28 protein-coding genes are annotated in these 24,088 nt (G+C 57.5%); 3 read left to right on the plus strand and 25 right to left on the minus strand.

Annotation, left to right across the window (positions count from 1 at the left end; translation table 11 throughout):
- Nucleotides 1-133: 133 nt before the first annotated feature.
- From D3P04_RS23055 to D3P04_RS03230, 5 genes are all read right to left on the minus strand, one after another.
- Nucleotides 134-754, minus strand: coding sequence for a hypothetical protein (locus tag D3P04_RS23055; protein ID WP_147391876.1), 621 nt, complete (start codon nt 752-754; stop codon nt 134-136).
- Nucleotides 755-756: 2 nt separating this feature from the next.
- The gene (locus D3P04_RS03215; RefSeq protein ID WP_220475261.1) at nt 757-1,434 is read right to left on the minus strand and encodes a DNA-processing protein DprA; all 678 of its coding nucleotides are present in this window, start codon (nt 1,432-1,434) and stop codon (nt 757-759) included.
- 150 nt (nt 1,435-1,584) lie between these two features.
- Complete coding sequence (locus tag D3P04_RS03220) at nt 1,585-1,989, minus strand: hypothetical protein (protein WP_119745900.1); 405 nt, start codon at nt 1,987-1,989, stop codon at nt 1,585-1,587.
- 3 nt (nt 1,990-1,992) lie between these two features.
- A complete protein-coding gene (locus D3P04_RS03225; RefSeq protein ID WP_119745902.1) occupies nt 1,993-2,529 on the minus strand; it encodes a lysozyme in 537 nt (178 codons plus the stop codon).
- A 63-nt stretch (nt 2,530-2,592) separates the two neighbouring features.
- Complete coding sequence (locus tag D3P04_RS03230) at nt 2,593-2,856, minus strand: Acb2/Tad1 domain-containing protein (protein WP_119745904.1); 264 nt, start codon at nt 2,854-2,856, stop codon at nt 2,593-2,595.
- A 174-nt stretch (nt 2,857-3,030) separates the two neighbouring features.
- Between D3P04_RS03230 and D3P04_RS03235 the strand changes: the two genes are divergently transcribed.
- The gene (locus D3P04_RS03235; RefSeq protein WP_119746496.1) at nt 3,031-3,219 is read left to right on the plus strand and encodes a type II toxin-antitoxin system HicA family toxin; all 189 of its coding nucleotides are present in this window, start codon (nt 3,031-3,033) and stop codon (nt 3,217-3,219) included.
- 30 nt (nt 3,220-3,249) lie between these two features.
- A complete protein-coding gene (locus D3P04_RS03240; protein WP_119745905.1) occupies nt 3,250-3,663 on the plus strand; it encodes a type II toxin-antitoxin system HicB family antitoxin in 414 nt (137 codons plus the stop codon).
- A 70-nt stretch (nt 3,664-3,733) separates the two neighbouring features.
- Here D3P04_RS03240 and D3P04_RS03245 read toward each other — a convergent pair whose 3' ends face one another.
- From D3P04_RS03245 to D3P04_RS03295, 11 genes are all read right to left on the minus strand, one after another.
- Nucleotides 3,734-4,000 (minus strand): hypothetical protein, encoded by a 267-nt coding sequence (locus D3P04_RS03245; protein WP_119745907.1) that lies wholly within the window; start codon nt 3,998-4,000, stop codon nt 3,734-3,736.
- A gap of 282 nt (nt 4,001-4,282) precedes the next feature.
- Complete coding sequence (locus D3P04_RS03250; RefSeq protein WP_119745909.1) at nt 4,283-8,158, minus strand: SGNH/GDSL hydrolase family protein; 3,876 nt, start codon at nt 8,156-8,158, stop codon at nt 4,283-4,285.
- 61 nt (nt 8,159-8,219) lie between these two features.
- Entirely contained in the window at nt 8,220-10,241 is a 2,022-nt protein-coding gene (locus D3P04_RS03255) for a phage tail protein (protein ID WP_119745911.1), read from the minus strand.
- Nucleotides 10,241-10,636, minus strand: a complete 396-nt coding sequence (locus tag D3P04_RS03260; RefSeq protein WP_119745913.1) for a hypothetical protein — start codon at nt 10,634-10,636, stop codon at nt 10,241-10,243. The genes D3P04_RS03255 and D3P04_RS03260 overlap by 1 nt, the downstream gene beginning before the upstream one ends.
- Nucleotides 10,624-11,229 carry a hypothetical protein gene (locus tag D3P04_RS03265; RefSeq protein ID WP_119745915.1) on the minus strand — a complete coding sequence of 202 codons (606 nt, stop codon included), beginning with the start codon at nt 11,227-11,229 and terminating at the stop codon, nt 10,624-10,626. The genes D3P04_RS03260 and D3P04_RS03265 overlap by 13 nt, the downstream gene beginning before the upstream one ends.
- Nucleotides 11,229-11,900, minus strand: coding sequence for a hypothetical protein (locus D3P04_RS03270; RefSeq protein WP_119745917.1), 672 nt, complete (start codon nt 11,898-11,900; stop codon nt 11,229-11,231). Before D3P04_RS03270 ends, D3P04_RS03265 begins: the two co-directional genes overlap by 1 nt.
- Complete coding sequence (locus D3P04_RS03275; RefSeq protein ID WP_119745919.1) at nt 11,900-14,680, minus strand: lysozyme family protein; 2,781 nt, start codon at nt 14,678-14,680, stop codon at nt 11,900-11,902. The genes D3P04_RS03270 and D3P04_RS03275 overlap by 1 nt, the downstream gene beginning before the upstream one ends.
- A 167-nt stretch (nt 14,681-14,847) precedes the next feature.
- A complete protein-coding gene (locus D3P04_RS03280) occupies nt 14,848-15,240 on the minus strand; it encodes a gene transfer agent family protein (protein WP_119745921.1) in 393 nt (130 codons plus the stop codon).
- On the minus strand, nt 15,237-15,701 hold the full coding sequence (locus D3P04_RS03285) for a hypothetical protein (protein ID WP_119745923.1): 465 nt from the start codon (nt 15,699-15,701) through the stop codon (nt 15,237-15,239). The genes D3P04_RS03280 and D3P04_RS03285 overlap by 4 nt, the downstream gene beginning before the upstream one ends.
- A gap of 2 nt (nt 15,702-15,703) precedes the next feature.
- The gene (locus tag D3P04_RS03290; RefSeq protein ID WP_119745925.1) at nt 15,704-15,904 is read right to left on the minus strand and encodes a hypothetical protein; all 201 of its coding nucleotides are present in this window, start codon (nt 15,902-15,904) and stop codon (nt 15,704-15,706) included.
- Nucleotides 15,897-16,409, minus strand: a complete 513-nt coding sequence (locus D3P04_RS03295) for an HK97-gp10 family putative phage morphogenesis protein (RefSeq protein ID WP_119745927.1) — start codon at nt 16,407-16,409, stop codon at nt 15,897-15,899. Before D3P04_RS03295 ends, D3P04_RS03290 begins: the two co-directional genes overlap by 8 nt.
- A 27-nt stretch (nt 16,410-16,436) precedes the next feature.
- On the opposite strand from D3P04_RS03295, the gene D3P04_RS03300 reads away from it, so the two are divergent.
- Entirely contained in the window at nt 16,437-16,715 is a 279-nt protein-coding gene (locus tag D3P04_RS03300; protein WP_119745929.1) for a hypothetical protein, read from the plus strand.
- Here the strand turns inward: D3P04_RS03300 and D3P04_RS03305 are convergent.
- The 9 genes from D3P04_RS03305 to D3P04_RS03345 form a co-directional block, all read right to left on the minus strand.
- Nucleotides 16,712-17,101 carry a DUF3168 domain-containing protein gene (locus D3P04_RS03305; protein WP_119745931.1) on the minus strand — a complete coding sequence of 130 codons (390 nt, stop codon included), beginning with the start codon at nt 17,099-17,101 and terminating at the stop codon, nt 16,712-16,714. The genes D3P04_RS03300 and D3P04_RS03305 overlap by 4 nt on opposite strands.
- Nucleotides 17,098-17,427 (minus strand): phage head completion protein, encoded by a 330-nt coding sequence (locus D3P04_RS03310; RefSeq protein ID WP_119745932.1) that lies wholly within the window; start codon nt 17,425-17,427, stop codon nt 17,098-17,100. Before D3P04_RS03310 ends, D3P04_RS03305 begins: the two co-directional genes overlap by 4 nt.
- Before the next feature lie 2 nt (nt 17,428-17,429).
- Nucleotides 17,430-17,774 (minus strand): head-tail connector protein, encoded by a 345-nt coding sequence (locus tag D3P04_RS03315; RefSeq protein WP_119745934.1) that lies wholly within the window; start codon nt 17,772-17,774, stop codon nt 17,430-17,432.
- Nucleotides 17,771-18,385, minus strand: a complete 615-nt coding sequence (locus tag D3P04_RS03320) for a hypothetical protein (protein WP_119745936.1) — start codon at nt 18,383-18,385, stop codon at nt 17,771-17,773. Before D3P04_RS03320 ends, D3P04_RS03315 begins: the two co-directional genes overlap by 4 nt.
- Before the next feature lie 61 nt (nt 18,386-18,446).
- Nucleotides 18,447-19,676 carry a phage major capsid protein gene (locus D3P04_RS03325; RefSeq protein WP_119745938.1) on the minus strand — a complete coding sequence of 410 codons (1,230 nt, stop codon included), beginning with the start codon at nt 19,674-19,676 and terminating at the stop codon, nt 18,447-18,449.
- 1 nt (nt 19,677) lies between these two features.
- Complete coding sequence (locus D3P04_RS03330) at nt 19,678-20,529, minus strand: head maturation protease, ClpP-related (protein WP_232844870.1); 852 nt, start codon at nt 20,527-20,529, stop codon at nt 19,678-19,680.
- A gap of 16 nt (nt 20,530-20,545) precedes the next feature.
- The gene (locus D3P04_RS03335; RefSeq protein WP_119745942.1) at nt 20,546-21,790 is read right to left on the minus strand and encodes a phage portal protein; all 1,245 of its coding nucleotides are present in this window, start codon (nt 21,788-21,790) and stop codon (nt 20,546-20,548) included.
- A gap of 1 nt (nt 21,791) precedes the next feature.
- Nucleotides 21,792-23,510, minus strand: a complete 1,719-nt coding sequence (locus D3P04_RS03340; RefSeq protein ID WP_119745943.1) for a terminase large subunit — start codon at nt 23,508-23,510, stop codon at nt 21,792-21,794.
- A complete protein-coding gene (locus D3P04_RS03345; protein WP_119745945.1) occupies nt 23,500-24,051 on the minus strand; it encodes a resolvase in 552 nt (183 codons plus the stop codon). The genes D3P04_RS03340 and D3P04_RS03345 overlap by 11 nt, the downstream gene beginning before the upstream one ends.
- Between the last annotated feature and the right edge of the window lie 37 nt (nt 24,052-24,088).

Raw genomic sequence — 24,088 nt, forward strand, 5'->3', positions numbered from 1 at the left:
ATGACAGATGGCCGCCGGGGGAACGGGTAAGGAAGGGGCTTGAAACTGGGTGCTGGAAAAATCATCAGCGATGATAGGAGAAACGTAAGACTTCGATTTTAAAGCTAGCCGCAGTGGTGTACGTCAAGCAGATTCATAAAATTTGAACGCTACTTTTTAAAATATCTTCTGGTCGATCCCATACTGTTCTCGCAAAGCATATAGCCGACGAAACCACGATATTGTGACGCCGGCACACTTCAGAGCATGCACGCAAATGACCGCCAGTAGTCACTACATCGTCAATCAGCACAACATTCGCAACATGCGGTGGCGGATGAAGCTCTAAATGTTGCGCCAAAAACTGATAGTTTCTGTTGCCGCCATCGACGGCTTTTGGGAGACGGCTTGACCAACGAAAAGGTATGAAAACTCGATGCTCGCATCCAGCAGACGCGATGGAAGCGGCAATGGATTGAGCTTTCGGATCATCAGAAAACTCCAAGCAATCAGAACTTGGAACTATGAAGACTGCCGCACCAGCAGGAAGGCGCTTCATATATTTTGAAATCGCGCTTCCAAAGAGATCAATTACTGGTTGCCTGTTGTCCTTTGTAATTCTGTGGTTGGTACCATTGATTTTAACATTCGAATATCCTCGAAACTCTTTTCCTTTCAGCGCCTTGACAAGATTGTGCGCAACCCAATCCTGTTTATCGAACTGCAGTCCGGATTCTTGGTAACTCGGATATCCAACAAGAGAAACGACCTTCAAGTCTATATTCCGTATACAGCCTCTAACAGTTTATCAGTATTAACAAGTACATGGCATTTTTCATAGGATAAAAATTTTTTCGGCCATTCCGCCCTGTGATTATCGAGCATATTTTTCGCTATTACCAACCATCGCCCTAAGCGCTTACATTCAGCGGCTTGATGCAATGTGCCAGAGCTTTCAGATGCCTCTATTATTACGCTTGCGTCAGTAAGAGCTGCCATTGTTCGATTTCTAGCAGGGAAATTACTCGGGAAAACTCTCGACCCATTCGGAAACTGAGAGACAAGCAGATGATTAGCGGCAATCAACTCTTGCAACCTTTTGTTGGCAGCAGGGTAAGCAGTGTCAATCGGGGTTCCGATAACCGCCGCGACTTTCCCACCTGCCTGAATGGCTCCCTCAAGTGCATTTCGGTCAATGCCCGCGGCGAGTCCTGACACTACCGTGATACCCCTACTCGCAAGTTGTTTGCCCAACTGATAGCTGCGGTGCTTACCGTCTTCGCTTGCGTCACGCGCTCCGATTACTGCTATAGCCGGTCGCCCTAGTATATTTAGATCACCCGCATAATTAATGCGTGGGCCGCGATCATTTGCGGCGGCTGCATCAATGCTGAGCATAGAATACTGTCGATCTTGAAGCGATCCTCGATCAATCTGCTCCAGCAGGTCGCGCATTGGAAGCGCATGCTGGGAGGATGGGGGAATATACCGCTTACGTAGATTCTCCCGACTTGGCCCAGAATTTGCGTGCCGCTGATAAGTCATGTAAAAACATTACGGATCCTGTCGTGAAATGCAACGGATTCGATAGGTCTTGCTGTATCTTTACCTTATCCCAGCGTCCTCCAAAGCCTCAGTCAATCTATCTCTACCGGTGATCGCGTCCAGCCGTTCCTGTAGCTTTGCACGGGCCATCTGTTCCAGTTGCTCCTGAGACGGGCCGAGCTTGCGTATTGCGCCGGGAACTGACCGGCGGACATAATCCACAATCTCGCCGGCCGCGCGATCCGGCACTGCGATCGACGGATGACGCTGCAAGTTATCGATGACCAGGCCGACACCGGTATACAGCGCCCAATGCAGTGCTTCGCGGTGCTTAGCCTCGATGTCGATCCGCCAGCGCTCGGGCAGGCGACGAAAAAACCACGCCAGCGCTGCCAGAATCAGCCAGACGGCATAATCCACGATGATTGGTTGCAGAATGTTCTGCATGCTGTCGATGATGCTCATGACTTAACCTCCAATGGCTGCAAGACAGATGCGCTGTTCCGCAGCGCGGCGGTTCACGAGGCCCTGCACGATTTTTCCGCCGGCCTTGTTCCAGCGTGGCAGCTCGTTGCAGGCATCGCGCCATCGGCCCGCATTGGCGCGCTTCGCCAGCGTCGAGCTGCAAGCGGCACCGGTGCCGACATTGTAGGACCAGGACACCAGCGCGACCTGGACGTCACGAGGCTGCTGGGGTAGGGCAGGGATGCATTTCGTCAGCCCGTCTCGGAACGATGCCAAGGCGGTCATCAGCATCTTGCTGCATTCGGCCGAGGTGTAGCGGTCGCCCTGCTTGACGCCTCGCGTTTCGCCGTAACAGACCGTCCAGACCGGCGGGCTGGCGACGCGATCGAGATAAGCTTCCGTGCGTTCGCCTTCCCACGGGCCGACGAACGCGGCAGCGGCAGCGAGAACGGCAGCAGCGCCGGTCGTGGTCGCCGCTTTGCGCTTGGTCGCAAACAGCGAGGCAATCCACGCCCAGAGCGCGGACAGGAATTGGTTCATAACATTCTCCATGAAAAAGCCGCCCCTGAGGGCGGCATTACGCGTCCAGGACTGCCGGCGCGATCAGAGGTACGCGGTAGCGGCCGCAACGGCCATCATGCTGGATTTCTGAACATCGGTGATAGCGATCGCGGCTTCGCGCGCGCCTTCCCCTTTCTGGTCGCGGATCGCTTCGCATTCGCTGATCAGTGCGGCAGCGAGGGCCTTGATGCGATCGACAGGCTCAAGGCGACTCGGATTAAAGCCCATCCGGACCAGCTTGGCGGCGCTGTTGCTGATGTGGGTTTCGCCATCGGGAATAGCGGCGGTGTGAATCTTAATGTGCATGCCAGTGTCCTTCTGCTGACTGGGCTCATTGACGCTTGAGCAGGCGAAACCGTTTAATACGGAATGAAAAAGCCGCCCCTGAGGGCGGCGGATGATCGGGATCAGGCAGATTCATTGCATGAATAATTACACACTTCTGTTGACTATTATTACACAGATGTGTATATTATCTTCATGAACAGCAAAGAACTGCAGAAGCTGCTCAAGAAGCACGGTGCCACATTCGAGACCCACAAGGGCGGAAGCGGTCACCTCACTGTTCGCCTCGGGGATCGGACTTCACAAATTCCGATGCACGGTTCCCGAAAAGAGCTCGGAACAGGGCTGGTGAACAAGATCAAGAAAGACCTCGGCATCAACTGATGCCGGGGTTACCTGAAAGGAACCCGACCCATGGAATACCCTCTGGAACTGACCCCTGACGATAACGGCACCTATCTGGTTACGTGCCCTGATCTTCCCGAAGTGACGACCTTCGGCGACGATATTGCTGACGCCATCTCGCATGGTGCTGATGCTGTCCAGGAAGCAATTGCGGCCCGCATGGATGGCTTCACTGATATTCCTCGGCCGTCAAAAGGCGAGCATCATGCCCGCGTTCCCCTGTATCTGGATCTCAAGATTCAGATGTTCTGGGCGCTGGCGGAAGCGGGCATGTCCCGGGCTGATCTTGTGCGCGCAACCGGCTGGTCACGAACCAAGGTGGATCGCCTGTTTGACCCGAATCATGAAAATAAGCTGGCTCAGCTGGAAGAAGCATTTGCCGCGCTCGACAAATCAGTTCTGGTTGAGCTGGAGCCTGCCTGAACGGGACCCGGCCGATAGGTCGGGTCACCGCCCGCGATCGAGCCGAGCAGGGAGCTAGTCGGCGCTTAGATCATGGCTCCCTGTCGATCTTCGCCTCGATCTTGCGCAGGCTGTCGAGGATCAGGATCAACCGCTCATCCTGTCGGGCTGTCGTGTATTCGACAGATCGAATGCGGGCTTCGTTGGAGGCGATCGCCTTGGCTTGATCCGAGGTTTTTTCATTTAGCCGCTCGGCGGTGGCTGTGAGTTGAGAATACCCCCAGATTACTGACACAGCCATCCCGGCAGCCACCAGCAGGTTGCCGGAGCTGACTCTCTTATCGAATTCCCAAGCCATGTGGCCTCCTTATGGGTGTTGAAAGGCCCGCGCGAGGCGGGGCTGACGAAACATCGAAGTGTCGCGGACACAAAGAATTAGCCGAAATGCGCTTGCATAACGTGCAGCCATGGGCGAGTTATCGCCTATGGCTAGGATCGGTATGACCCATGGATGAATTCAAAGACGCGCTTGAAAAGCTGGCGAAAAAGCGCGCTTTGCGCGAGGCGCGGGAAAGGCGGAAGATCCAGAAGGAACTGGCGAAGGGCCTCATAGATGATCATGCAGATGATGAGCCGGAGGCTAAATCGCCGCCGGGTTCGAAACGGACCATGGTCCGGGCCCGTCTGAGAATACAGCTCGCACCATTCCGGTATGGCGTCCTGTCGGCGGCGCGGAAAACCTGTGCTGCGTAGCTGAAACCGCTTCGGCGGCCGGAATGACCAGGCTGTCAAACTCGACAATCGCGACTTCATACGACACGGCACCTGCTACGGGCGCCCATGCCAGAAGCATGTCACCGCCCGAGGCGCTCCACCCTGTGATCACTGGACCCGATCGCTGATTAAGAACGGTCGTTTCCTCGATAATTCCGGTCGCGCTTACCTCGTGTCCCAGATTGGTCGGATGGATGTTGTCGTCTGATATGACGCCCTGACCCACAGTTATGTTCGAAAACTGAACCTGACCGTCAGTATTTGCACCGTCAACCGTGAGCATCAGGTCATAGAATACAGCTCCTTCCGGGGGCGTCCCTTCATTGGTGAATATTTGAACAGACGTGTCCGAAAGCGTGATGTAATCGCCGCTGGTCGTGGAAATTACGGTGTCGGGGTTCTCTGAGCTTAGCCAGCGGATTTGAACTCGAGCGCGTCCGGTCGTTCCGCCGAGGCGGCGAATATCGGCTGAAATCCATAGATCGCCCTCCGGAACGGGTGATACATTGCCTCCCTGATTGTTGGAAACGGTTGTGAGCGCCCCGACATAGGTCGCTGAATCATCCCCCAAATCCCAAGCGTCATTGTCTGAAAATGTGGACATGTCGTAGGGAGACCCGTTAGCGCGCATGTAATCTCGCATATGCGCATAGCTGTCGAAATAAAGGGTGCCGAATTCCTCTGCCACGTCACGCGCGGCGGTCACATATTCTTCGAAGCCTGCGCGGGTCTGGCCAGTGAAACCCTCCGATCCGGTTTTCAAACCAATATCGGTTATATAATGCGGCCCGACGATGAGGATCTGATCGCGCCGGTATCCGTCGCAAAGCAGGCCGACCAGAATCTCCCGGTAATCGTTCTTATAAGCTGCAGCATTGAAAGTGCTCGGAGCCGCGGTGTAGCGGGCATCATTGAAGCCATAGGCAATCAACGCGAAGTCTTTCTTGCTGCCGCCCGTGAAGAGACCGCGAAAACGATCCCGGCCATTGTTGTTCAACGGCGTGCCGCCTGAGCCATTGCTGTTTTGCAGAACGGTGCCGCCGATGCCGTAATTCGTGACCGTCGCTCCCAGCGCGGCAGCAACGCGGTTCAGAAACCGGTTTGCAGCGGTCGTGGCATTCGCGCCGACTGTAATGCTGTCACCGATACCGGGCAGGTTTGCCAGCTTGGACGGCAATGCTGACCCGCTCAGCAATGCGTTAAGGGCCGTTTGCAGGCGCATTTTTTCAACACCGGCAGCATGTTCCATGGTGGAAATCACGCTTTCTGCAAACGCCTCCGGCGAGGTCGAGCCGGAGGGGATATAGGTCAGGCCATACGTCCCGGTGTTGATCGTGGCTGCCCGCAGATAGGACACTCCGGCGGGGATGGTAACGGAAGCGGATAGGCTCTGGATCGGCCCGGACCCGGCGGGATCGGCGACCAGGCCGTCTGCAACGTAACCCTGATTGGAGTCGTAATAGGCGATGGCTGCGCCCTGATCGCGGTTGATGCCGCCGACATATTCGACAACCTGACCTGCTCTGACCGGGATGAAATCAGTATAGGTCCAGCTTGCCGAAGCACTGGCAATCTGCCCGTTCCCCTTGGTCAGATATCCTTCGGTTTTGGCGTTTCCGAAACCGTCAACTGCGGCGCCGAGCAAATTCACTTTCTGTGAGATTTGATCTACAGTGGTTGGGATTTTTGTTACAGTCAGGGCGGAAATGCTCGTTCGTGAATATTGGAGCTTTCGGCCATGCCCCATGTCCGTGCCGCCCGCTGGACCAGCGGCCCCGTTTGTCCACCAAAGATCAAAGGAAATCCTTTGCGTTTCAGCATTGATCAGAGGAACAAAGGACGCCTTGTATAGCGATGCCGGTCGCGGATCGAGAACACCGGTCATGTTCCAGATGATGTCCGTCCAAGAACCGTCCTCGAACACGCCGAAGAACAAATTGCCATCGCCTCGAGAATACATCAGGCAGACCAGTTTATCGCCAACCCACTTGATCTCGTGATGATGTGGCGTATCGAAAACGGATAGGTCAGTTTCCGCAGCGTCGAGGGTCCATGGTCCATAGAGAGATGGGGCAGTCCAATGATTCATGACCGGACGATTGATCACCCACATGTGCCAGATCCCTGTTGCGGGATCGAAGATCATGGTGGGCGCAAGCATGATCTGCTCATCCGCAGGGATGCGCAGAATTTCTCGTGCATCTGACCAGGAATATCCATTCCGGCTTGAGCGGCAGAGAAGAACCACATCTGAGTTTGCTTCGCTGCTGTCTCCATCCGTGCGCGGCTCGTAACGACGATATCCGACAATCAACTCGCCCTTGCGAGGATCGTGAGTGACAAAGGTATCGCTGTTGTAGGAGCCGCCGACTGGCAACTTCACATCGAGCGGCTGCGGAGCTGTCCCCAGGAAGGTCCAGTTCACACGATCATTCGAGCCGTAGACGAAAGGATCTTCCAGCGCCGGGCCATTGGGATAGGCTGTGATCGCACACACAAACCGGTAGCCGCAGAACTCATTGAAGAACTCCACGACACAGGGATGGATTACATTTTCGGGTGGATCGTAAGTGGTCAGGAGGTTGGCGGCAGCTGACGGAAGGGGGGCTTTGACGTTCCCGAGCCATTCCATACCGGCTACGATCGAATGATCCTTGTACAGATCAAGCGGTGGGGCAGCGCCAACGCCATCTCGGAAATCGTGCGGAAGAAGCACATTATCGTGGAAGCGCGGCAGTCGCGAACGGCTGTCGCCAATGCCAGCGGTGGATGCGCTCACATCGTCTGGGAGCGTTCCTGCAAGACGTTCACCGACCGGGCCAATAACGTTTGAAACGGTCCAGGTGCCGAGTTCGCCAGCGGGCCTGATCCGAGCGCGCAGGAACCTGCCCTCTTGATCGTCCCCCAAGCGATAGGATGCCCCCGTCGCGCCGGAGATGAGGAACCAATTCTGGGTGCCGATTCCGGTGGCAGACCATTGCCAGTTGATTTCATAATCAGTGGAATCAAAAGGACCTAGATCGAGGTCAAGAAACTCACCTGCATTTGCTCGACCACTGATGAGTGGGCTTGCGGGTGAACCGTTAAGACGGATTGCAGCCTCAATCCCCCAGTATGGAGATACTGAAAACAAGGCGTCCAGCTGGGCGTTGCGAGCGCGCGCCGCCAGAAAGCCATTTTCCAGAGAAAACACCCGATGGATTCGCGCATCAGGGGGATTACTGGTCAGTAGATCGGCGGCGTCTTGACGGCCATTGAAAAGGCGAGTGCCTCTAAACTCAACTTGAGTGCTATCGTAAAACAGTTCCCACCACTGCCCCGTGGCGTCCTGCTGATGGATAGAAGGATTTGGAGGCGTAGGAGTATCTACAGACATCCAAATTCTAAAGAAACCGCCACCAGAATTCTGTCTCTGCAGAACTGTGTCGGTACCAGGCGGGAAGGTGACGCCAGAGAAATCGGCCAGCCATATCGTCGCGACGTTTCGCTGCGCTAGCGCTTCGACATCCGAATTATCTGCCTTGTCGCTCAGCTGATCGAGGATATCCTGAAGCGCGTCGGGATCGCCCATAGCCTGGAGGATGGCGATCAGCAGTTCACGCAGGCGAAACTTGGCCGGGTTGTGGATGCCGCTGCGGGGATCGCCGATCGGCAGCGGATGACCAATGGGCGCATTCGGCTTTCCGTCACCGGTATAGCGCTCAAAATCTCGCAAAACTTCATTGATCAGTGCAACGGACATGTGGCCTCACAGCAAAAAGCCCGCGCAAAGGCGGGCGATTGTCGGGTTGTTTTTCGAGATGTCAGACGGTGACGGTTTCCGGACCGGCTGGCGCTGAGCTTACGGATGACGGGTTCAGGGTCACGGCCCAGTAATGATATGTGCCAGACGCGAGCGCCTGATCGGTATAATTCGCGGGCTGGCCTTCAAGCCCGTCGACCACCGCGATCAGGTCCGCCGTTCCGAAATCATTCACCGTGTTTCGGTAGATGCGCGTCCGGTAGAAATCGGCGGCCGGGTTGATCCAGTCCAGATACACATCGCTGCCGGTAATCATGGCCCCGAACTCTGAAGGTGGGGCAGGGGGCGTCGGATTGGCGACGACGGTAACGGTGCCAGCCGAAATCCAGCTTCCGCGGCCTTTCCAGCGAAGGCGCACGGTATATTGCTGGCCATCATTCAGAATGCTGGTTTCGGCGCGATATCCGGCGACAAGCATTTCCGACCATCCGGCGGAATTGTCGGACGGCAGCGGGGTTCCCTCGGCCACCTGTGCCCGTAATTCCAGATCGTCCCGACCTGGGTCATTGAGGCGGGCCGCGAGCTTGACCCCTGTCACTCCGGATGAAAGCTGTGTCAGTTCCTGGGTGAGCGTGATGCCCTCCAGCGGCGGCGGCGTGTGGATCGGCTTGCTCATCTCGCTCACACTCGGAGGGATGGGCCTCTCCATCGCCGTGGTCCAGGGATAGGGGTTCTCGATGCTGGCGATGCCGATTTCGCAGAAACCGTCCGGAATCGAGAAACTGTGCGAGGTGACCTCGAAGACGCCATCGAGATCGAATTCCGGGGCCTGCACGCGGATGGTGTGGATTCCGTCACCTTTCGGGAAGCGGGCTTTCAGGCCGACCAGATTCGTCCGAATTTTCCCGACCTGGTCACGGCGATCCTTGGCGAACTTGATTGTCATCAGGCGTTGCAGCTGTGACCCGGATGGACACATTTCGACATCGAACTGATCCACCCGCCGTTCCTGTGTCGCAAGCGCGGCATCGTCCCTGATTTCTTCGACCGGAGTCGGTTGATATGCATGGCCTGGGCTGACGAAAGAGCCTTTCAGAACATTATAGCTTGTGCGCGGATCGAACCCATCATCCATCTCGATCGACAGGATGTCTTCGGCGGTGATGGTGACATCCGGTTCCGACCATGCCCCGCCGAGGATCCCGACCTCGCCTTCGGCAGTTTCATATATCTGGCCGTCGCAGGTCGCGAGCATCCGGGCTGTGACATCCTTCAGTGGATCGTCAAGGCCGTAGTAGCCGGAGAGCCGATACCGTGGTTCACTGCCACCGGCCGCCAGGGGAATGGCCTGATCGCACAGATTCACGAATGCCGACCAGCTGACCGAGGACAACCGCGCGGGAAGTATATTCCAGCCATCCGGGTGGGTCAGAAGATCGCGAATGCAGAGGCCAGCATTTTCGGAATAGGTCAGCGGGCCGGCGAGGCTCGGGACCAGTGATCCCTCAATCTCAACCTGAACATTGGTGTGCGGACCTTTCGGGAAAAACTCCTGAAAATCCTCGTCAGCAGGATCGCCGAGCACTGCATAGAATGTCGCCTGACCTTGCAAGCGATGATCATCCGTCCAGAGTGTGGGGAAGGTGTCGATCACCCGTTGATAATCGCCACCAGAACCGCTTCCGTCCCGGAAGAACAGCTCGGTATAGCGGTTCACCTTGTCCTCGGCATCCAGTGTCACGGACTCACCGTCGACCCAGAAGCCGACCAGGTCATTGACCCGGCCATGATGCGCGACGACGATCTGGTGTAACTGCCCGTTATTGGCCTCGAAGAACGCGCGCTGCCCGCCGAGCAGATTGCGGCCATAAGCCCGCAAACGCGCGGCATCGGTCTGGCTGATCGTGGCCAGCACCTGCTGGCGCGGAATGCTCGGGCTGTTCAGAGCGGCTCCAGCCAGTGACCAGAGGACACCTTTGCCGATATTGAAGATCGCATTGGTTACGGCGGGGGAAAAACCGAAAAGCGAGAACGCGCCCGCGCCGGGCAGAACAAATGCTGTGATCAGCGTGAAGACTGCCATTATTTTACCCAGGCCCTTTCTGCCAGGCGATAGCCGAGCCGTGACAAGTCGATCCCTTCCGCACCGGTTGACATCTGGATCAATCGCGCACCCTTATCCGTCGCCCATTTCTCGAAGGTTTTCAGCAGGAGGAGGCCCGAGCCATCGGACGCATACCAGCCGAGTTCCGTCGCGATTGGCTCCGGGCTGATGACCGTGCAGCGGATGACACCCGCGATAAATCCGCCGTTCGATACCCAGACAGCACTATCATGGCTGCTGATCAGCCCTGCGACAGTCTCGGCGGTATGCGTCCTGTTGACGGCCACAGGACCGTTCACGGCAACGGTCAACGCCTCAATCATATCCACCACGCGCAAGATATCGGTGGCGCCGGCCGGCCTTATCCTCGCCATCTGGTCTCGTAATCATTCGCGTAGATCGGCAAACGCTCCAACCCTCGGTCACCCGGGTAACGGGCTTTCTGATCTGTATCCGTCCAGCGCCCGAGAGGGGCGGCATTGCGGCGGAAGAACAAGCCCACGCATTCCAACCGGATTGTCCGTTCATCAGGTCCGCTCGCGGACCAAGGCATTTTCTGCATGGTTCCATTGAACAGGGAGAAAGGAGAGCCGATCGGCTGACCGCGCTGGATATCATCCTGGCCGACCGCAACATCCTCCATGGCAAAGAGCTGCAAGCTGATCGTGACGGCGCGGTCGCGGACGCGCGACTTGGCAGCAAGCGCGAGTGACAGCATCTCTGACGTGGCAGCCAGCTCGAATGTCACCTTCTTTACAGAGATGCTATACGAGGTGTCGATCGGGCTGATGCTGACCAGGTCGCCAAGACCCTGCCAGGTAAACCCGCCAACCGGGAGATCGCCATAGCCGGACCACCATCGTTTCGGCGCATCGAGGAAATCCATGAAGACAAGGGCAGCCTGACCGACCCGGCCATGGCGCAGAAATTCGTCGGGGATAGCGAGAAGATCCTCACGCGCCCCCATCAGATCGCTTCCTCGAAATTGACCTGAACCGTAGGTAGAAGATCGATCCCATGGCCGAATACACCTTCTTCCTCAGAGACCATGCGCATCCGGCAAACCGGCTTGTCGATCTCAATCCGCGTACCTGCTGTCACATTCTGGCGGAGTGCAGGCGTGAACATGATCCGATGGGTATTGGCGTCAGGCTGCCAATGCGCTTGGCACCAATAGAGACGGTCATCGATGCTGAACTTGTGTCCCGGTCTGATGCCGGTGGTATTATTCAGCGAGATGTCGAGCTGCATTGCCCGCAACGGCGCATCTGCCGCGACAACGACACGGTCGAGGACCGTATTCTCGAAGCCGAAATGCTCCCAGGTCTGGGCATTCGCGAGATTGGCGGTATCGCAAAAAGCCAAGGAATGGCCATCTCGATCCTTCGGCCGGTACCGCGTCCATGAGGGAACCAGCGTTGTGCCGATACGCCCCTCCATCTGGGCGAGAAACGCTTCCCATTCCAATGTCCCGGCTTCATCATGCAGCAAGAACTCCGCTGCCGCCATCCATCGCGCGCGCATGGTCGGAACGATGGTCTCGGCACCATTGATTGAGCGCTGCGGCTCCAAAGACATGCCTATAGGATAAAACCTGACATCGCGGACCAGATGACGGTGGGGAAATGTGACTTGCATCAGACACCGTTCAATTCAAATTCGCGCATCGCATGGGGAACCTGTGCCAGAATATGCTGCGCGTTCGCTTTCAGCTTTTGGTCCAGTGCCTTGTCGCCTGTCGTACCGCGCAGATCGAGGGTCATGGCCAGAGAATACTGGCTGTTCCGGCCCTCCCGGGGCGCGGCACCCATTGCCCGTTCAATCTGCCGGGAGTTCAGGACCGTGCCGCTGACATTGGGCACGAACAATTCAGGTTCGGTTTCCCCGACGACATAGGCGCGGCCATGTGAGACGGATCCACCGCCTGCGCGAAAACCGCCAAACCAACCGCTGACAAGATCGCCGATACCGCTCAGCAATCCTCCGCCGCTACCTCCCATTGCCCATGGCCCCTCGTTAAACAAAGCAGCTTGCAGTGCGGCCTTGGCGAAGTGCTGGGCGAGATTCTCCAAAACATCCGCAAAACTCTCGCCGGCGACGATCGCGTCGAGCAAACCGTTTTTGGTCTGTTCCTGCTGCTGCTTCCAGAACTGCTGCGCCTGGCCAGCCTTACCCTCTGCAATGGCCCGTTCATTGGTTGCGATGATATCCTGCCGTTTCGCTTCACCCAGGGCTTCGATTGCCTGACGGTATGTCATAGACCCGTTAGCGAGCAGGGTATCGAGATCGACATTTCGTTTTTTCGCCTCGGCAAGCAAACTGAGAACCGTGCGCTGCTTTTCTATCTCGGCGTTGACGCCGGAGATGGCGCGCGCTTCTTCATCCTCGCCCAGGCCCTGAGCTTTGATCGCGGCGATCTGTTCAGAACGCAGCCGCTCCAGTTCAGCAGTCTGTTGTTGGGTCAGGAGGTTGGTTGAAAGCTGCTCGCCATACTTCTTGGCCTGATCGGCAAGGCGTTCACGCTCCTTGATCTGCTCTTTCAGGGCCTTGCTTACCTCCGGATCGGCGGACGGAATGACCTGCTGACCCAGTGCAGACATAATAGATGCATCGGGGACATTACGAAGCCCTTCCCATTCGTTTCGCAGACCGGCAGTACCCTGACCTTGACGGCGACGAACCAGCTGCAACGCAAGACGGTCCTGTAATTCAGGTGTAAATTGCTCATCAAGCGACAGGTTCAATTCCCCGATCAGGCTCCGCAGCGTCTTACTGACGATCTGATACCGGCCAACCGCAGACGAATTGTATGGGTTGTTCGGGTGGTCGAGTATCTGTTTTTGTAGTGCCAGCACATCGCGAAGTGACATGCTGGTGAGATTCACGGCACCACCGGTATAAGCCCCATATCCCAGGGTTTCATTGTAGCTGCGGCCCTTATCGGTTCCTTCCGCCTGACCGATCAGGTCAAGGATGCCCTTGTTCGCAGCGGGGAAAAGCGAATCCAGAGCCTGAGAGTAACTTTTGATGCCACCCTCCACGGCGCCGAAGGATTTGGCAATGCGCTGGAATGCCTCATCATTTTTTTGCGCCTGCTCATAGGCCTTGGCAATTTGTTCGTCCTGAGCGGCGATTACTCGTTTCCACTGCGCTATCTGCGCATCGGTGCCCGTCTTGACGGCCTCATCTAGCGCTTTCTGCGCCGTGGCACGGTCAGCCAGAAGGGCCTTGAATTGCTGCGTGTCCTTATCAAACTCTTCGATGATACGATTATAGGTCCGGGTTTGCTCATCGACACTGTTCTCGACCTGACGCTCAGCTTGACGCAACACTGCCTCGACCTGTTGAGCCCAACCGAATAGCATTTCGCGATCAGCACCGTCGTTGGACGATAGCTCGGCGATAACAGAAAGCAGATTCTCCGCATCCTTAACCACGGCCTCAATGGAATTGGACGTATCGGTACGGTTGATTGCCATGCGCAGCTTTTCGAACTGCTCTGCCGTCGCACCCGTGATCCGCCGTAAGCGATCCATCGCCTTTTCCTGTGCGCGCTGGTTCAGCTGCGCTTGGTCCGGCGTGAGGTCGGCCTTTTCAAACGGCGTTGGTGTCAGGTCGAAACCGAGACCGCTACCGAGGCGCTGGCTCGTGTTGATCAGATCAAATCGCGCCTGGATGGCCGTAAGACCCGCCATTACCGAATTTGCGCGGGCGATTTCATCGGCAAGACTGCCGTACTTGATCCGCAGGTCATCGATCGGCATAGATGCAGCCTCGGCTGCATCGACAAATGCATCCGTGGATTCGGTCAGATTCTTGGTTGCATCTTCTAGCGTTTCTGCGTCCAGCGCCGCTTTAATCAATGCGGCACCCAGAGGTATCGTGATTGCCGCCGCCGCACCGGCCAGCGCGCCATAAGTACCGAACGCGCCAAGAAGCTGAGGAAGCTGCTGGCCGAGCGCTTGCGTTGCCGAGGTGCCTGCACCAACCTGAACCGCGAAGTCGCCGACCTGATAGCCGACCTGCTGGAGCGATCCACCGAAGCTTCTGGATTGCTTGTCTATTCCGGCCATCGGATTCTGGACGCGTCGCAAAGCGAGCGCGGCTTGCTCCACTTGTGCCGTATACTGCTTCTGGGAAATCGCGCCGATATCCAGCGCCCGATCAAGTCGCTTTAACTCGTTCTCATACTGCTTGGCCGCGCGATATACTGGGTCATATGCCTTCGACAGCCGATCCAACTCACGAACATGCGCCCGCGCCGCCTGTGTATTCGTAACCTTGCCCTGGGCATCGGTGAAGGCTTTCTGGGCCTCCTCGCCCTTTTTCTTGTAAAGGGCGACGACGCGATTGGCCTCTCTGACAAGCTGGGCATCAGAAAATCCCGCTGTTAATAGAAGGTCGGCTTCCTCGGCCATCTAGAACCCCTCGATCCCCAAATCTTTCATTTTCTCAACCGACATAGGCTTGCTTGCACTGTTCGAATCCTTGCGACCAGTCGAGCGCGCCCAACCATCGTAACAGGCCAGCAACTCCCAAGGAGTCATGGCCCCGGTTCGTTCGGCGTCGAATCCCATCGCAGCGCCTAGTCCGTAATAGGTGCTGAATTTCCACTTGCCGTTTTTTCGGGCTCCGGTGTCGGCTCCACCGGTATATCCTCCCCCACAGGATCATCCGCTGGTCCGAATAAGGTGTTCGAAAGGACCTCCATCGCAGGAACCTTGAAGCCAATCAGGGGATCACGTTCCATCGCGTTCTGCACAAGCTTCCGCGCCTCGACATGATTCATCCCAGCACCGATCAACCCGACACGCAGAACTTCATAAAGCTCATCCGCATACCATTGACCGATCTTCAGTTTGTGCAACAGGAATTCCGGCCCGCAATCCGTCTTCTGCTGGATCGTCCGGAGATCGTTCAGGCCAAGGCGGAAAGCATGCTCCCCGCCCGGCCAGGGCAAATCGACTGCGCGCGTCATGCCGCCGCTTCGGTGAATTCGACACCATCCTTGAAGCGAATGTTCAGCGTGGTGGTAATTGCCTCATTGGTCACATTGCCAAGCCCTTCGATGTTAAGGCTCGGCAGAATCCCTATACCATCGATATACTCTGTCTCGCCGATTGGCGCGTCAACGATATGAATGCGCACCGGAAGGGACAGCTGGCCCTTGGCCCAGAGCAGAAGCTTGTCGCGTTGCGATCTGGCAAGGCTGGCATTCAGGTTCATGGTGACGCTTTGCGCGCCATAGGAAAGAATATTCTTGATGGGCGCGCCCCATTCATCGCATCCGCCGACCGCCTTTTCCTGAACGGCGTTATCGATGACCAGGCTGCCACCTTCCGCTCCGCAGAAATTTACCCAGGTTTCCGGTGCAGCCGGATCCCACGCGACCATCACGATGATGTCACCGCGATAATGAAGTTCCGGATATTCCGCCATGATCAGGCATCCTTCTTGTTGCTGGCGGAGTCCGCCGTGGATCTTGAATTGCCCTCGATACGAGTGGCCGCTCCGGCCTTGACGGCCAACTCGATCACCCAACCGGGGACAGTTTGGGGTTCATCGGACGGCTGGACGCGGATCGAGATACCCTTCTTGGTATCGGTCGCATCAAAGCGCCGAATGAATATTGCCTTAGCCATTTTTCCATGCCTCCTTGACTGCCGCGCGAACCGCCGCACGGATTTTGTTGCGATACTGGGTCCGCATCTGCTTCCAGGTAGGGAAGAAGAACGGTTGGGCGGGTGTCCCAGGATGGACACCGCCCTTGTCCTGGCGAAGGCCCCGCAACACCGAAGCATTGGTTTCAAGCGAATGGGGGGCCGTGCCGAATTCGATAAATCTGGCGTAGAATGCCTCTCGACTGCCGGCATAGATTTTGATGCGCAGGGTCGCATACTGATCGCCACGGTTCCTGCCGCTGCGGATTTCATCGATCATGAAAGAGCCTGCAGGAACATCACCCCACGTCCAGCCGATGCTGTCACGCAGATCGCCACCCCCGGCATAGGCGCCAACCGGAGCGATAGCTTTCATCGCCTGAACGATTTCTTCGGCGCCCTCTTCCATTGCGCGGGCCGCTGCTTTCACCGCAACGTCCGGGACCTGCTTCAGCTTATTGACAATGCGCGGATTTAACGTTGCCATTTGCTTATCCAGAGGAAGGGGCAATCCATGCGTTTCATAATTCTGTCCACGCTTTTCGCTGCATCCGCGCCGTCTTGGTTGTCAGCTCAAGAATTGCCCGAGACCTGCGAATACGCAGCGGCCCTGATTGAAAGCCACAAGGATCACGTATCGTTTGTCGGTGATATCCTCGAAAACTGTAAGGCTGGCATTCAAACCGGTCCGGTTTGCAGCAGTGCGCAGAAAATATCCATCAACGAAAACCAGCAAACTCTTGAGGCAATGAAAGCCTGGGTATTTCTTACAATCGATGGGACAGCCTGCTAACTTCGCTCCAAGCGTACCTCGACCTGCACCACGCCATGTGCACTTACCCCGTCAGGGTCATCCATCACGCGGACTAGCGAAATCTGTGCCGGATGCATCCTCAGGCTCTCGGGATCGGCCCATCCTCGAAGCGCGTCGGCAACCTCATCCGTTAAATCCTCGAGCAATCCCTTGCTTTCCTTTGAATGCCAAATATCGACCTGCACAGTCTGCGCACGGGATTCGATGCAGGTGACGCTGACATCACGCCAATAGCTCGGTCCCATCGTGGCATAAGGATAAGCATCTCCCTTAGTAGCCTTATCGTAGACCTGTCCAGCCAAGTCAGGCACTTCGGCGATGATCCGATCCATGATGATCTGGCGAAGCTTTCGGCCAGCTTTCATCCCACAGCCTCAACCAAGAGTTCCAACAGCGAGAAATCTTCACTTTCGCGCGGATCTTCTTTGGCCTCATATCTGCGGCCGGAAATCAACAGCACCCATTCGCTGGTAACGGTCCGCGTCCGCGAATCCGCCATGACGGTGACGATCGCAGGTGATCGGGCGGTAAGCCGAGCCTGCATGACGCTCTCACCTCCGCGAAGCGGCTTCAGGCCAGCCGGAACGGTGAAGCGCTCGACTTCCTCGATGATCCGCTTGCCATCTGCATCACGTCCTTTGATCGGCTGGAAAAAGGTTGCCGATCTCATGAGGTTATTGGAGGTGAACATTGTTACACCTCCGATCGGTAGAAAATGCGATATCCGGACAGCAGATCACGAACACCTTGCGGGGGAACTGCATCGTTCTGCGTCCCGTCATTGCCGCCACGATTCCAGAACATATGGAATACAAGCATCTTGATCGCGACGATGATCGCGCCATCGGCAACCATCTGATAGGGGTCGTAATCTGGGGAATCTGTGTCAGGAAGGGGATCGCCGACCGCATACACGGCGCGGCCAATCCAGTTACGGACGCGCGCCTCGGCCGCGTCCGCGTAGCTTTGAATGTCCGCATCGAAATCATCACCGCCAACACGGAGGTGAGATTTCAAATCGGCCAGCGAGACAATCATTTCGAGGACTTCGCCGCTTTTGCACCGGGTTCAGCTTTGGTCTTGGCTTCCGCTGGCGCGCCAGTGGCGGCGTCGGACTTCGCTTCTTCCGCTGCGCCCGCTTCCGCCGTGGTCTCGGCTTCCTCCTTCGCCTTACCGTCGCTGGCTTCAACTGCCTTTTCACGCTCGACAAGATCATGCTCCCGCTTGTCCAATGCCTGCGCGCGTGCATCGAGTTCATCCCGGGCGGCTTCAATTTTGGCAGCGACTTCCTCCGCCTCTTTCTTGATGAACGCCTGAACCTCTTCCGTGGACAGAGAAATTTCGAGCGCGACCAGTTCCTTGGCCTTGTTGCGGCTGATTTCGCCACGCTCGATCATCTGGGTAAGGCGGTCTGCGGCCACTGGCGTTTTCGGCATGGGCAGGAAGCCGGGTCCAGCGCCGGGGGTATCGACCGCCAGAGCAGCTTTCTGCGCAGTCTGTGCGGCTTGGATGTCCTTTTCAGTCGCGCGCACGAAACGCTTGGTCTTGATCAGCTTGTCGGCGACTGCTTCGTCTACATCGATGATGCCACCGGCGGCGACGCGACCGTAAGAACCAATAGCGCCCCGAAGGGCTTTGAGCTTAGGCATGGCCTAAATCCTTCTATAGGGTGGAAAACGGGCGCGGGTGATCCCGCGCCCGATGTTCGGATCAGCCTGCGCCGCCCTCTGCGGGGGCCGTGTAATAGCAGAGCGCCAGCGGACGCTTGACCGCCACGACGCCACGCTTTTCGCCGCGAACCGTGAGCATGTTCTTGTCGAAGTTGTCGCGGTTTTCCGAGGACAGAAGAATCTCGATCCCCTGGCGCTCGTAATAGGTCGCGGCCATCTTGAACGCACCGGTAAGGAAATCACCCTCGGGCATGTCTTCAGTGTCGACAACTCGGCGGCCCCAGAGGCGCGGCGTCGGCGTTTCCATGAACGGATTCCCGAAGATGTAGCGACCTGTGGTGTCCTTCAACATCTCGGCCTGAGCCCAGTCCCAGATATTGAGGACCTGCGCATCGACGACATACCCGGCGGCGGACACCTGCAACATGGCAAGGCGCAGCCGATCGAGGATGGTTGCGCCAGCTGGTTCCCGTGCCCCCTGGGCATAGGCAGTGGCATTGGTGATAAGCCCCGAGAAATTCTCGCCAGTTCCATCCCCTGCAAGTATCTGCGCGTTCTCGACCTTGTTGACCTCATAGGTCAGCGTGGTGTCGATATCGGTGCGCAGGGCAGGGATGTCGTCCAGCATGTGCTTGTGAATCTCCATCCGGCCGGCGATCGTTTTCACCGAAGCCTCGACAGCATCCCAGACCTTGTCGATCAACGGTTTCACGGTCACGCCGTCATCCGGAACGATCCCCGCAGCACCGGAGCGGGAAATCTCGCGGAAATACTTGATCAGCGGCTGGCCGGTCTGGCCAACGGTGATCAGATCCTTGACCACAAGTTTCTTGTCCGGTTCCGCCACGATCTCGTTTTCACGGCGCTCGGGCAGCAACGCGCCACCCGAATCCGGAAGCGAAGTGATTGCGTTGAAGACGCCCAGGCTGTGATCGCCGTTCACGCCGGATTTGTGCAGGGCCTTGATGGTTTCGGCGGCATCATCCACCACCATCTGCCCGAGCGATTTCGGCGCGCCGGGACCGCCACGGCGACCGCTGGCAAAGCGCTGTTCCATGTCTCGGGCCGACGCTTCCATTTCATCAAGGCGGGTTTTCAGATCGCCTTGATCGGACAACGCCTTATCCACGGCGGCCTTGGTTTCATCGGTCAAGGTGCCGAGGCGCTTGTTTTCGTCCAGCGCAGATTTTGCGCTATCCTGAAGCTTCGCGGTCACCTTGTCGAATTCGGCTTTGAACTCGCCGAACGCATGTTCCATGTCAAAGGACATGTCAGTTCTCCATATTGGCAAGAGTAGATTTTGCCCACCCCGTCAGGGCAGACAGCTTTTCGGCAGCGCTCGGCTTGCCGCTGACAGCAGCGCTCGGCTTGCTGGTAATTTCCTTCAGGGCGGCGCGACGATCCGAACGGGACAGCCCGCCGCGGGCCATGGCAGCCTCGGCCTTCGCGAGTGCCTTGATTTGCTGCGCCTGCGCGCGGGCTTGATCATTCACACCGATCAGATCGGCAGCGAGCAGGTCATCCGCGAATCCCTGGTCGATGGCAGCGCGGCCGGACAACCAGGTCTCGCGGTCCATCATCTTGCCGATCTCACCGGCGTCCGCGCCGGTTCGGAGGGCGTAAAGTTCGGCCATGACTTCATCGAAAGCGGCGAGTTGGCCAGCAATGGTATTGAGATCGTGGCGATCGCCAACAGCGAGAACCCAAGTATTGTGGATCATGAGGAACCCGGCGCGGGCGATCTCGACGCGATCACCGGCCATGGCAATGACAGAGGCGGCCGAGGCAGCGAGGCCGACAACGCGCACGGTGACGTCAGCCTTGTGATTGCGGAACATGTTGTAGATGGCCAGTCCCTCGAAGACGTCGCCACCGGGACTGTTGATATTGACGGTAACCTCGCGATCGCCGGCAGAACGCAGGAGCGCGCCGACCTTGCGGCCGGTGATGCCGTAGCCGTCCCAAGTCTCGCCGATGACATCCATGATATCGATGACGAATGGACCATCTTCGCCATCCTGTGCGAGCGCGCAAACCTCGGGCTGCCACCGATCGAAGGCTTTGGGCGGGGCGGCTTCCGCGCGTATGTCATCGGGCCGCACACCGAAATGCGCGACCGGCATATGGTTCTTGGCCATCTCAGATCCTTTCGTTGAGCAGGTCGATCGGCGACATCGCCGTCTGCACCATCAAATCGTCCGCGCCGTCCTGAGCCGAGCGCTGGAGGTTCAGTTTGTCGCGGGATTCATTGCGGGACATGATGCCGTTCGACACCATTGCCCGTAGGAATTCGGCCTTTGCCTTGCTGTCCATTTGCAGCATGGCCTCGCGGTTGAACTCGGCATAAACTTTGCGCTGGTCGTTCAGTGGGATCAGCTGCTTGCGGATCCTCTGCTCGACCTTTTTCAGAACCGGGTTGATGCCGAGCTGCATCCAAGACAGGAAAATCTGCTCAACACCTGTGCCCCACATCGTCTGGCCCTCGGCGGAATGGCCGATGACGATGGGCGGGACACCGAACCAACGGCAAACTTCCTCGATGGAAAAGCGCCGGGTTTCCAGCATCTGGGCATCGTCGGGGTTCAGCGTCAGCTGCTGGAAGTCCATCCCCGCCTCGAGGATCAGCAGCTTTCCGGCCTTGGAGGAACCGCTGTAATCATCCATCAGCTTCTGCAGTTGCGGTCGCTGTGTGTCGTCGATCCGCTGATTGGCCTTCAAGACTCCCGAGGCCTGCATGCCTGCGCCGAACATCTTTCCCGAGGCTTCGTCGGCAGCCATCGCCGCGCCGAGCGATTGCGTTCCCCAGCGGATCGGCGACATACCTTCATCGCCCCCGAACCCCCATCCTCTCAGATGGAACATATCCTCCCGCTTGATGACGCGGCGGTGCGATGCGCCCGGGTCGCGTACATCATAGGCGAGTTCACCGGTCACCTTGTTCCGGAACGGTTTCACATGCGTCGATGGCAGTGGCGTCAGCGAAGAAGGACGCCCATTGATCCAGATGATCTCAGCATAGGCATTGCCAACCGACAATAGCCAGGAGAACATTCCCTCCCAGAACTCAACCGGCGTCTGGTCCGCATTCGGTGACAGGCCGATCAAATCCGAAAGTGGCGATTCCTGACGTTCGCGGCCCGATGCAGTCTTGCGGTAAAGGTCGAGGGGCAGGGAGGCCATGGCCTGTGCGCCGCGCGTGATGCATGCCCAAACCGCCGATATGGTCAGGGCAGACGATAGCGTGACAACCTTGCCGGATGCATTCGAGGCCACGTAATAGCCAAGGTCACCTCCGGCCAGCACAAGCCGCTGATCCTTGGTCAGATCGCTGAGCGCCGCCATCGGACGTCCGTGACGATCAACAAGGCTGAACTTTCCCGCCATGTCAGAAGACACCTACGGGATGGTTGAGAAAATCTTCGATATTGCCCACGGGTTCCGGATTGCCATCCATGAGGATTGCACCTGTGAACAGCGCGATCAACGGGTCGATCTTGGCGACGCCGGCCGCCTCTTTCGTCACATACACGTTGTTGCCTCGCTGTTCCGCCTTGGCATTGCCGACACACCAGGTCATCAGCTCTTGCCCACCATGTTTCAGCCGACCGTCGAACAGCCTGCGCTCGACGCCCTTGATTGCGCCGCTCAACTTGTAGCCCTGTCCGACCGGCACGATATCCTTGCCGAGTTCGAATCCTTCCTCTTCCAGTGCATCGACCAGTGCCGCGACACCATGAGGGTCGAGGCCGATCCCGGCTTTCTCGGGAAAAAGGCCAGCATCCCTGATCTGGCAACAAATCTGCACGGCGGCCTCGACCTGTTCCTGCGCGCTGTCGGTGATCCCGAGCTGGCCCAGTTGGGAAAGTTCCTCGAGCTTCGGGGCGATGCTCTTGCGAAGGTTAAGAACCGGGCGCAAGCACCACGCCCATGACCATGACAACCATTTCCTGCTATGCCGGTGCCGCCCGATCGCCGAGAAGCCAAAGAGGTCATCGGCCCCGCCCACATCTCCCGCGGCGACCATCACGTCACAGATTTCGAGCATGCGCTCGAAAGTCAGATCCGGATCGGCGTTCTTCGCCCAATATAGGGCACCAGCCCATCGATCGGCGTTCATGCCCTGACCGATCTCGACATTCAGATGCTGGGAAGCGATCAGGGCCATCTGGTGCGGGCCGTCGATCTCGGCCTTCTCGATCTCGCCCGCGATGTAATCTTCGAACACTGACCGGTTCAGGTTCGGGTTGACCATGTCCCAGGTCGAAGGGTCGCGCCATCCGTCATTGGCCGCCATTTCGGGCGGAAGTTCATACAGCACTGGCAAAAGCGAGCGCCGCATTTCACCATCCCGTACCTTACGGGCGATGGTCAGTTCCGATTTCCAGACGCCTGTGGGAGGTGCCTTGGATTGCGTGGTGATCTGCAACAGGAAACCGTCCGGACGCTTGCCGAGCGATCCCTTGATTTCCGCGAAGACATCGGCCGCCTTCGACATCTTCGCGAATTCATGCGTTTCATCGATCAGCGTGAAGGTCGACATCGCGCCGGTGACAACCGATGGATCCGCCGAGACGATCTGAATGCGCGATGGCACCACGTCATCGAGCTTCACGATCTCGTTGCTGTAAGCCTTCGGTGAGAACATCGCCACTAGTTCTCGATCGAGGCGGATCATGCCGGCCGCCTGACTGAACGCGCGCTTCGCGATCTTCTGGCTGGGCGCGATCAACATCAGCTCGGCATGTGGCCGTTCATTCATGATGGCAGCGACAAGGATGATCGCCGCTGCATATGTCGTCTTGGCGTTTCCTTTCGGGACCAACAGCAGGAATTCCCGGATCATCCGCACCTTGCGTTCCGGGTCATAGCTGCCGAAAACCGCGCGGACGAAATCGAAGATCCAGTCATCTCCGGCCTCTGCGAAGGTCGGGTTGCCGATTACGTCTGGTAGCCGCAGCCGCTTGAAGATCGCCAGGGCCTTATCGGCGACGGCGTCAAACAGAGGCAGATCAGGAATCAGCGGCTGGCGATTAACGATGCGGGACTTCCAGTCGGGCAGGGACGTGTCCCAAACCTCCGGCACCTGCACCGTGTCAGTTCTCATAGCTGCCCGGCCTCAACAGGCTGCCCCAGTCCGACTGTTCCTCGCCAGACGCCAGCGCATTGGCTTTCTTCCGCGACAGCTCGCCCTTGCCGACATATCGGGAGGTCGGTTTTGCATCTTCTTCGCCGTCATCGTCACCAGCGTCCGGTTGGGTCATTTTCGACGCGGCCAGCCTCTGATCGTTTTTGGCCATCAATTGGTCCAGCAGACGCATCGCGCCGACATTCCCGGCGAATGCCTGGTCGGCGGCGACCATCAGCTGCTTGGCGACCAGTTGATCGCGCGCATGATCACGCTGGGTCAGCTCGGCTCTAAAATACCGTTTCAGCGTCGGCACGCTGATGGATTTTCCTGTGCGTGGATCGAGGATCGTTCCGGCAATCCGTGTATTGGTCCACCCCGCCGCCAGCAACATGCTGACTTTGAATGAATTTTCCTCCGTCCATTCGAATGGCGGACGGCCGCGCACACGAGAGACCCTGTAAACCGGATCGCCCCACAAGGTCCGGCCAATGATGTCGCCCGGATTTTCATGGGTCATGTGAAAAAAAATCTCCGAATGAGGGGGGCGCGGGTCT

It is taken from the genome of Paracoccus onubensis (assembly GCF_003591515.1).
Classification (GTDB): Bacteria; Pseudomonadota; Alphaproteobacteria; order Rhodobacterales; family Rhodobacteraceae; genus Paracoccus; species Paracoccus onubensis.